Annotated in this window: 7 protein-coding genes; 5 read left to right on the top strand and 2 right to left on the bottom strand. The window is 64.8% G+C overall.

Going from position 1 to position 7,994, the window contains the following annotated elements:
* The 4 genes from BHQ40_RS23225 to BHQ40_RS23210 all read left to right on the top strand — a co-directional run.
* Positions 1–233, top strand: a 233-nt coding sequence (locus tag BHQ40_RS23225) for a copper-binding protein (RefSeq protein WP_139139453.1), incomplete at its 5' end; no start/stop codon positions are given.
* Positions 230–3,373 carry an efflux RND transporter permease subunit gene (locus BHQ40_RS23220; protein WP_070158108.1) on the top strand — a complete coding sequence of 1,048 codons (3,144 nt, stop codon included), beginning with the start codon at positions 230–232 and terminating at the stop codon, positions 3,371–3,373. The genes BHQ40_RS23225 and BHQ40_RS23220, both read left to right, overlap by 4 nt.
* Positions 3,370–3,774 carry a copper-binding protein gene (locus BHQ40_RS23215; protein ID WP_007406376.1) on the top strand — a complete coding sequence of 135 codons (405 nt, stop codon included), beginning with the start codon at positions 3,370–3,372 and terminating at the stop codon, positions 3,772–3,774. Before BHQ40_RS23220 ends, BHQ40_RS23215 begins: the two co-directional genes overlap by 4 nt.
* Positions 3,775–4,055: 281 nt before the next feature.
* The gene (locus BHQ40_RS23210; RefSeq protein WP_007683327.1) at positions 4,056–5,318 is read left to right on the top strand and encodes a type II restriction enzyme NmeDI-related protein; all 1,263 of its coding nucleotides are present in this window, start codon (positions 4,056–4,058) and stop codon (positions 5,316–5,318) included.
* Between the two features lie 66 nt (positions 5,319–5,384).
* Here BHQ40_RS23210 and BHQ40_RS23205 read toward each other — a convergent pair whose 3' ends face one another.
* Positions 5,385–5,915 carry a GNAT family N-acetyltransferase gene (locus BHQ40_RS23205; RefSeq protein ID WP_007686150.1) on the bottom strand — a complete coding sequence of 177 codons (531 nt, stop codon included), beginning with the start codon at positions 5,913–5,915 and terminating at the stop codon, positions 5,385–5,387.
* Positions 5,912–6,532: a recombinase family protein gene (locus BHQ40_RS23200; RefSeq protein ID WP_008832583.1), complete on the bottom strand. Its 621-nt coding sequence runs from the start codon at positions 6,530–6,532 to the stop codon at positions 5,912–5,914. Before BHQ40_RS23200 ends, BHQ40_RS23205 begins: the two co-directional genes overlap by 4 nt.
* A 125-nt stretch (positions 6,533–6,657) precedes the next feature.
* Here BHQ40_RS23200 and BHQ40_RS23195 point away from each other — a divergent pair.
* The coding region (locus tag BHQ40_RS23195) for a DUF4158 domain-containing protein (protein WP_139139452.1) at positions 6,658–7,994 on the top strand (1,337 nt) is incomplete at its 3' end.

Here is a 7,994-nt window from a genome sequence, read left to right as displayed (position 1 = left end):
AAGCCACGCTGTACGAGACGACGGGCAAGATCGAGCGGATCACGGCCAATTCGGTGACGCTCAGCCACGAGCCCGTTCCCGCGCTCGACTGGCCGGCGATGACGATGACCTTCGCGCTCGCCAATCCGGGCATCGCGCGCGGCTTCAAGGCGGGTGACCGGGTCCGGTTCGGGTTCGACCGGCCCCCGGCGGGACCGACGCTGCGGCATATGGCGAAGGTGGCGGGCCAGTGATCGCCCATCTCATCCGCTGGTCGGTGAGGAACCGCTTCTTCGTCGTGCTCGGCATGCTCGCGCTGGTCGGCGCGGGCCTGTGGGCGGTGCGCTCGACCCCGATCGACGCGCTGCCCGATCTTTCCGACGTGCAGGTCGTGATCCGCACTTCCTATCCGGGTCAGGCGCCGCAGATCGTCGAGAACCAGATCACCTATCAGCTCACCACCACCATGCTGTCGGTGCCCGGCGCCAAGACGGTGCGCGGCTATAGCTTCTTCGGCGACAGCTTCGTCTATGTGATCTTCGAGGACGGCACCGATCTCTACTGGGCGCGCAGCCGCGTGCTCGAATATCTCAACCAGGTCCAGGGTCGGTTGCCGGCCAGCGCCCGCAGCGCGCTCGGGCCGGACGCGACCGGGGTCGGCTGGGTCTATGAATATGCGCTGGTCGACCGCACCGGCCGGCACGATCTCTCGCAGCTTCGCGGGTTGCAGGACTGGTTCCTGCGCTACGAGCTGAAGACCGTGACCGGCGTGGCCGAAGTCGCCAGCATCGGCGGCATGGTCAAGCAGTACCAGGTGCTGCTCGATCCGGTGAAGCTCGCGGCCTACGGCGTAACCCACGCCCAGGCAGTGCAGGCGATCAGCCAAGCCAATCAGGAAGCCGGCGGCTCGGTGCTGGAAATGGCCGAGGCCGAATATATGGTCCGCGCCTCGGGCTATCTGAAAACGCTCGACGATTTCCGGGCAATCCCGCTCAAGACTGCGGCGGGCGGCGTGCCCGTCCGGCTCGGCGATGTCGCCACGATCCAGGTCGGCCCCGAGATGCGGCGCGGCATCGCCGAACTGAACGGCGAAGGCGAGGTCGCCGGCGGCGTCGTTATTCTTCGGTCAGGCAAGAACGCCCGTGAGACCATCGCGGCGGTCAAGGACAAGCTCGCCGATCTCAGGAAAAGTCTGCCGCCGGGCGTCGAGGTGGTCACGGTCTATGACCGCTCGCAGCTGATCGATCGCGCGGTCGAGAACCTCACCCGCAAGCTGGTCGAGGAGTTCATCGTCGTCGCATTGGTCTGCGCCCTGTTCCTCTGGCACGTCCGCTCGGCGCTGGTCGCGATCCTGACCTTGCCGCTCGGTGTGCTGGCCGCGTTCGTCGTAATGCGGTTCCAGGGGGTGAACGCCAACATCATGTCGCTGGGCGGCATCGCCATCGCCATCGGCGCGATGGTGGATGCGGCGGTCGTCATGATCGAGAACGCCCACAAGAGGATCGAACGCTGGGAGCAGGATCACCCGGACAGACATCTCGATGGCGAGATGCGCTGGATCGTCGTCACCGAGGCGGCGGCCGAGGTCGGGCCGGCGCTGTTCTTCAGCCTGCTGATCATCACGCTGTCGTTCATTCCGGTCTTCACCCTGGAGGCGCAGGAAGGCCGGCTGTTCGCGCCGCTCGCCTTCACCAAGACCTATGCGATGGGCGCGGCCGCGATCCTGTCGGTGACCCTGGTGCCGATCCTGATGGGCTGGCTGATCCGGGGCCGCATTCCGGCCGAGCAGGCCAATCCGGTCAATCGCTGGCTCACCAATATCTACCGGCCCGCGATCGACTGGACGATGAAGCGGCCCAAGGCAGTGCTGCTGATCGCGGCTCTGGTGTTCGCCACCACGGCCTGGCCGCTCAGCCGGCTCGGCGGCGAGTTCATGCCCAATCTCGACGAGGGCGACCTGCTCTACATGCCCTCGGCGCTGCCGGGCCTCTCGGCCGCCAAGGCGAGTGAGCTGCTCCAGCAGACCGACCGCCTGATCAAGACCGTGCCCGAAGTCGAAAGCGTGTTCGGCAAGGCCGGCCGCGCCGAGACCGCGACCGATCCCGCGCCGCTCGAAATGTTCGAGACGACGATCCAATTCAAGCCCCGCGACCAGTGGCGGTCGGGCATGACGCCCGAACGCCTTGTCGACGAGCTCGATCGCCGGGTGAAGCTTCCGGGTCTCGCCAATATCTGGGTGCCGCCGATCCGCAACCGCATCGACATGCTCGCGACGGGCATCAAGAGCCCGATCGGGGTCAAGGTGTCGGGCAGTGACCTCGCCGAGCTCGACCGCATCGCGCATGATGTCGAGACCGTGGCCAGGAGCGTGCCCGGCGTCAGCTCGGCGCTCGCCGAGCGGCTGACCGGCGGACGCTATGTCGATGTCGACATAGACCGCGCCGCCGCCGCGCGGTTCGGGCTCAACATCGCCGACGTCCAGGCCATCGTCTCCGGCGCGATCGGCGGCGAGACGATCGGCGAGACGGTCGAGGGCCTCGCCCGCTACCCGATCAGCGTGCGCTATCCGCGCGAATTGCGCGACAGCCTCGACGGGCTGCGGGGGCTACCGATCCTGACGCCCGCGGGCCAGCAGATCACCCTCGGCACGGTCGCCAATGTCACGATCGCCGAAGGGCCGCCGATGCTCAAGACCGAGAATGCCCGGCCCTCGACCTGGGTCTATGTCGATGTGCGCGGGCGCGATCTCGCCTCGGTGGTTGGCGATCTGCAACGCGCGGTGGCGAGACAGGTTCGGCTCTCGCCGGGGGTCAGCATCGCCTATTCGGGCCAGTTCGAATATCTCGAGCGCGCAGTCGACCGGTTGAAGCTGGTCGTGCCCGCGACGCTGCTGATCATCTTCGTGCTGCTCTACCTGATCTTCGGCCGCTTCGACGAGGCTGCGCTGATCATGGGCACGCTGCCGTTCGCGCTGACCGGCGGCATCTGGACGCTCTATCTGCTGGGGTTCAACCAGTCGGTTGCCACCGGGGTCGGGTTCATCGCGCTCGCCGGCATCTCCGCCGAGTTCGGGGTGGTGATGCTGATCTATCTCAAGAACGCGCTGGCGGAGCACACCGCAAATCCGGACGCCGCCGAAGTCGAGGCCGCCGTGCGCGAAGGCGCGCTGCTGCGCGTCCGTCCCAAGGCGATGACGGTGGCGGTGATCCTGGCCGGCCTGCTGCCGATCCTGCTGGGATCAGGCGCGGGTTCGGAGGTCATGAGCCGGATTGCCGCGCCGATGATCGGCGGCATGCTGACCGCGCCCTTGCTCTCAATGTTCGTCCTGCCCGCCGCCTATCTGCTGTTGCGCCGGCCCAAGACCGATCCCATCCCTCAACCCGTTTCATCATGAAGGAGAAGACGATGAACCATGCACGACTGACCATTGCCCTCGGCCTCGCCGCCCTGACTGCCGCGTGCGGCAAGAAGGCGGAGGCCCCCGTTGCGACTGAGACCAACGAGGCGGCGCCCGCCGCGACCATGAGCGGCGACATGGGCAACATGTCGATGGCGCCTGACGCGAACGCCGCGATCAAGGCCAAGGGCCATGGCACCGTCACCGCGATCGACAAGGCGGCAGGCACGATCACGCTCGATCATGGTCCGATCCCGGAGGCCAAGTGGCCCGCGATGACGATGGCGTTCAAGGCCGCGCCGTCGATCACCGATGCGGTCAAGGTCGGCGACAAGGTCGATTTCGACCTCTCGCTCAAGGGCAGCGATGGCGAGGTCACCGCGATCGCAAAGCAGTGATCCGCTAAGTTCGACCGGAAAAAGCTGGTTGCGTCGCCGCTCCCGGGCGGCGACGCCCGTGCCGGCCGTCTGCCTGGCTGTGCGCCCGGTCGACGGTTGCGACCGGCAACGCCCAATGCCAGCGGCGTTTCCCTGCGCGATCACCGACAATTTGAGCACGCTTCGCGGATCGCACATTGAACGTGCAAGCCGCCCTTGCTCGCGATAGCCTGAACGGCAAGGAGCCCAGTTTAGATGACCCAGCCAGTATGACCTTGTTACCCGCGACACATCATGATCTCGTGAGCGAGCTTGTCCGTCGTTGGCGAGACGATCCCGGCGCCACCTATCGCTCCTGGTTTCTGTGGGACGAACGGCTGAAAAACTTCCGCTCCATCCGTCGCGGGCTGCAGCAGGTGGTCGCAGAAATCGAAAGTGGGCGGTTCGGCGTCGCCTATCGCGGCTCGTCACTGGAAACGGTTGTCCACTCGATCGCCGAACAGCGGCAGATCTTCAAGGGCGCCGACCATGCCTGGCTGTGGAAGCCCAAGCTGCGCATTCCAGACATCTACGAAAGCCCGGACAACCAGCGGGCGTTCGGTCGCCTGCTCGACAATTGCTCGTGCTGCGATACCGCCGAGGAGATCATCAGCCACATCCGCAGCATAGACGCGCTCAAGATCAAGGGGCTGGGGCCGGCGGCGGCCAACCTGCTCTATTTCCTTCACCCGACGCTGGTGCCGCCCTTCAATACCGCGATCGTCAAGGGCTACAATGCCGTCACCGGCGCCAAGGTGAAGCTCGGGTCATGGGATCATTTTCTCGCCATGCGCGCCGGCATCCTCGACCTCAACGACCGTTACCGCGAGTTGCTCTCCAACGATCTCGGCGCGATCGGCGGACTGTTGTTCGACATTGGCTCGGGCCGCTATCCCGCGCCACCGCTGGAGGATGACGCAACGGCGGCCGACGACTGGCTCGGCAGATTGGAACATGCCAGAGCGGAGGCAAGCCGGCTCGACAAGACAGCCGCCGCGCAGGGCGAAACCGATCGCACGCACGCCGAAATCCAGGCCTGGCTGCGCGACCTCGGCCATGCCCTCGGTTACGATGTGTGGATCGCCGCCAATGACCGCGGTCGACTTCACGCTGGCTGCCCGCTTGGACAGGGATGCCTCGAGCGCCTTCCAGACGCCATTGCGACCTCTCCCGGAGCGGACTCGATCCGCCTCATCGACGTGTTGTGGCTGGCGAAGGGTGGCGACGGCGTCGCCGCCGCGTTCGAGGTTGAACATTCGACCTCGATCTACTCGGGGATCGTGCGCATGCTCGATCTGGCGCTGTCGGGGAGCGATCTGCACGCTGCCGCCGGGCTATTCCTGGTCGCACCGAATGCGCGCGAGCAGGACGTTCGCGCGCAACTCCGTCGCCCGGCTTTCAGCCGTATTGCCGATCTCGACTTCGCCTATCTGCCCTATGGCGAGCTGGAGAGAAACAGGGACGCGATCGCTCGTTTTGGAACGGGATTGAAGGCCATCAAGGCGATCTCAAGCCCCCTTCCCTGAAAGGGGGCGTTTGCGGGAGGGGGCGGAATCCTACGCCAAGCTCGCCCAGATAGCCGGCGCGAGATCTTACTTGTTGCTGCCTTCTACGGTCGCGCCAGAAAGGCGACGGCTCAGTTCTATCCGGCGATGGCTACGCATTTTGAAGGTGTCTGGCCCAACGCGCCGATACTCAATGAAGCCGAGAGAACGCCAAAATCGCTCTGCCGCTTCATTCGCTTCCAGCACGGCCAACCGAATCTCTGTGGCACCTCTCGCAGCGGCCCAGCTTTCGACCGTCGAGTAAATTGAGCGTCCGACGCCACGACCACGCTGTGCGGCATCTACGATCATGAAGCCGAGATACCATGTGCCATCACGCGGATAATCGCGGAGGATGGCCGCGATTGCATATAGGCCGCCAGGCCCCTTCCATCCCAGGACAGCTTGATTGTGGGCGCTCTTTTCGGGCGGCACATCGGAGAAAAGCTCGCGAGCATCGTCCAGCGTGGGCGCGGCCCCGTCCTGCAACAGGAAATAGTCGCTGCAACGGTTGTACAGGTCTGCAACGTCTGCGGCGTCCGCTTGGGTAAGTTTGATCGGGGCTCCCGTCATCATCATCGCGTTTTGGCAGCAAGCACGCGCTGACCGTAATCCCGGAGTTCCCCGTTGGGACCGACATAGCGGTAGAGAGTGACGCGCTCGATCCCGAGTTCCTTGCAGAGGTCGGAAACGGACGTGTCGCGTTGGGCCATAGCAGCCTGAGCGAGCCGCACCTGGGCCTTGGAGAGGGCGAACTTGCGGCCACCCTTGCGTCCCCGCGCGCGGGCAGCGGCCAGGCCAGCCATGGTGCGCTCGCGGATCATATCCCGCTCAAACTCCGCCAGTGTGGCAAAAATGCCGAACACCATCCGGCCCGATGGCGTCGTGGTGTCGATCTGCGCGCCCTTGCCGGTGAGCACCCGCAGACCGATACCGCGATCCGACAGATTCTGCACCGTGCTGACCAGGTGGGTGAGCGTTCGGCCGAGCCGGTCGAGCTTCCAAACGATGAGGACATCGCCGTCGCGCAACGATTTCAGGCAGGCGGCAAGACCGGGGCGATCATCACGGCTACCGGATGCACGATCATCATAGATATTGCCTGGCTCGACACCGGCAGCGCGAAGGGCATCGTGCTGCAGGTCGAGCGACTGCGAGCCGTCGGCTTTGGACACGCGGGCGTAGCCGATCAGCATGGATCACAAACGAAGGTTTGAGGCGGTGACGAACATGAGCACATAAGATTGGGCTATTGTGTATCTTAACCAGCATCTCAATCAAGCTATCTCAAACCGTAGCTCGGAAAGAATAAGGAGCATGTATGCCGCGTCGCGTGACCCTGACCGATCGACAGCGCGAGGCGCTGCTTCACTTGCCGGTCGATCAAGGTGAGCTGCTGCGGCACTATACCCTCAGCGATGAGGATCTCGGGCATATCCGCCAGCGCCGGCGCGCCCACAATCGTTTTGGCTTCGCGCTGCAACTGTGCGTCCTGCGCTACCCGGGCCGGGTGCTCGCTCCTGGCGAGTTGATCCCGGCGCAGGTATCGGATTTCATCGCGGCCCAGCTCGGCCTGACCAGCGACGATCTACTCCTCTATGCCGCGCGCGAGGAGACCCGGCACGAGCATCTGGCGGACCTTCGCCGAATCTACGGCTATCGCTCCTTTTCGGGGCGGGGCGCACGGGATTTGCGCGAATGGATCGCTCGGGAAGCCGAGGCGGCGACATCGAATGAGGATCTTGCCCGTCGCTTCGTTGCGGAGTGTCGCCGCACCCGCACGATCCTTCCCGGCTCCTCGACGATCGAGCGCCTTTGCGCCGATGCGCTGGTTGAGGCCGAGCGCCGGATCGAGGATCTTATCGCCCATCGCATCACGCCAACCCTGAGCGAGAATTTGGCTCACCTGTTGGAGGATACGGTGGATGGTCGCGTCACGCGCTTCGTATGGCTGCGACAGTTCGAGGTTGGCGCAAATTCAGCAGCCGCTAACCGGCTGATGGATCGACTGGAATATCTTCAAAGGTTCGATCTTCCGGCGGATTTGCTGGACGGCGTGCCGGCGCATCGTGTGACCCGGCTTCGCCGGCAGGGCGAGCGCTATTACGCCGACGGCATGCGTGATCTGCCCGAAGACAGGCGGCTTGCGATCCTCGCTGTCTGCACCCTGGAATGGCGGTCATCGCTGGCCGATGTCATCGTGGAGACCCACGATCGCATCGTAGGCCGTCTCTATCGGGCCTCCGAACGCCTTTGCAACACCAGGATCGCCGACGAAAAGGCGGCCGTTCGGGACACGCTGAAGTCCTTTGCCGAAATCGGTGGTGCTTTGCTTGGAGCGCAGGACGATGGCACGGCCCTGGACGGGATAATCGCCACCGGGCCTGGCTGGGAACGGTTCAGAACCCTTGTCGCCACGGCCTCCGCGCTGACCAACGTGCTCGCGGCCGACCCGCTCAGCCGTGTGCTGGACGGCTATCACCGTTTCCGCCTCTACGCGCCCAGGATGCTGCGCCTGCTCGACATGCAGGCGGCGCCGATCGCCACGCCTCTTCTGGCGGCCGTTGCGATGCTGCGTAACGGGATCAAGGTCGATCCGCCGGTGGATTTTCTACGTCCCAACTCGAAATGGCATCGTCATCTTCGCGCTGAGCCCAG

Origin of the sequence: Sphingobium phenoxybenzoativorans, assembly GCF_001757355.1 — a bacterium.
GTDB classification, from domain to species: Bacteria; Pseudomonadota; Alphaproteobacteria; order Sphingomonadales; family Sphingomonadaceae; genus Sphingobium; species Sphingobium phenoxybenzoativorans.
Note: the sequence above shows the minus strand (reverse complement) of the source record. Positions and strands in the feature narration are given on the sequence as shown.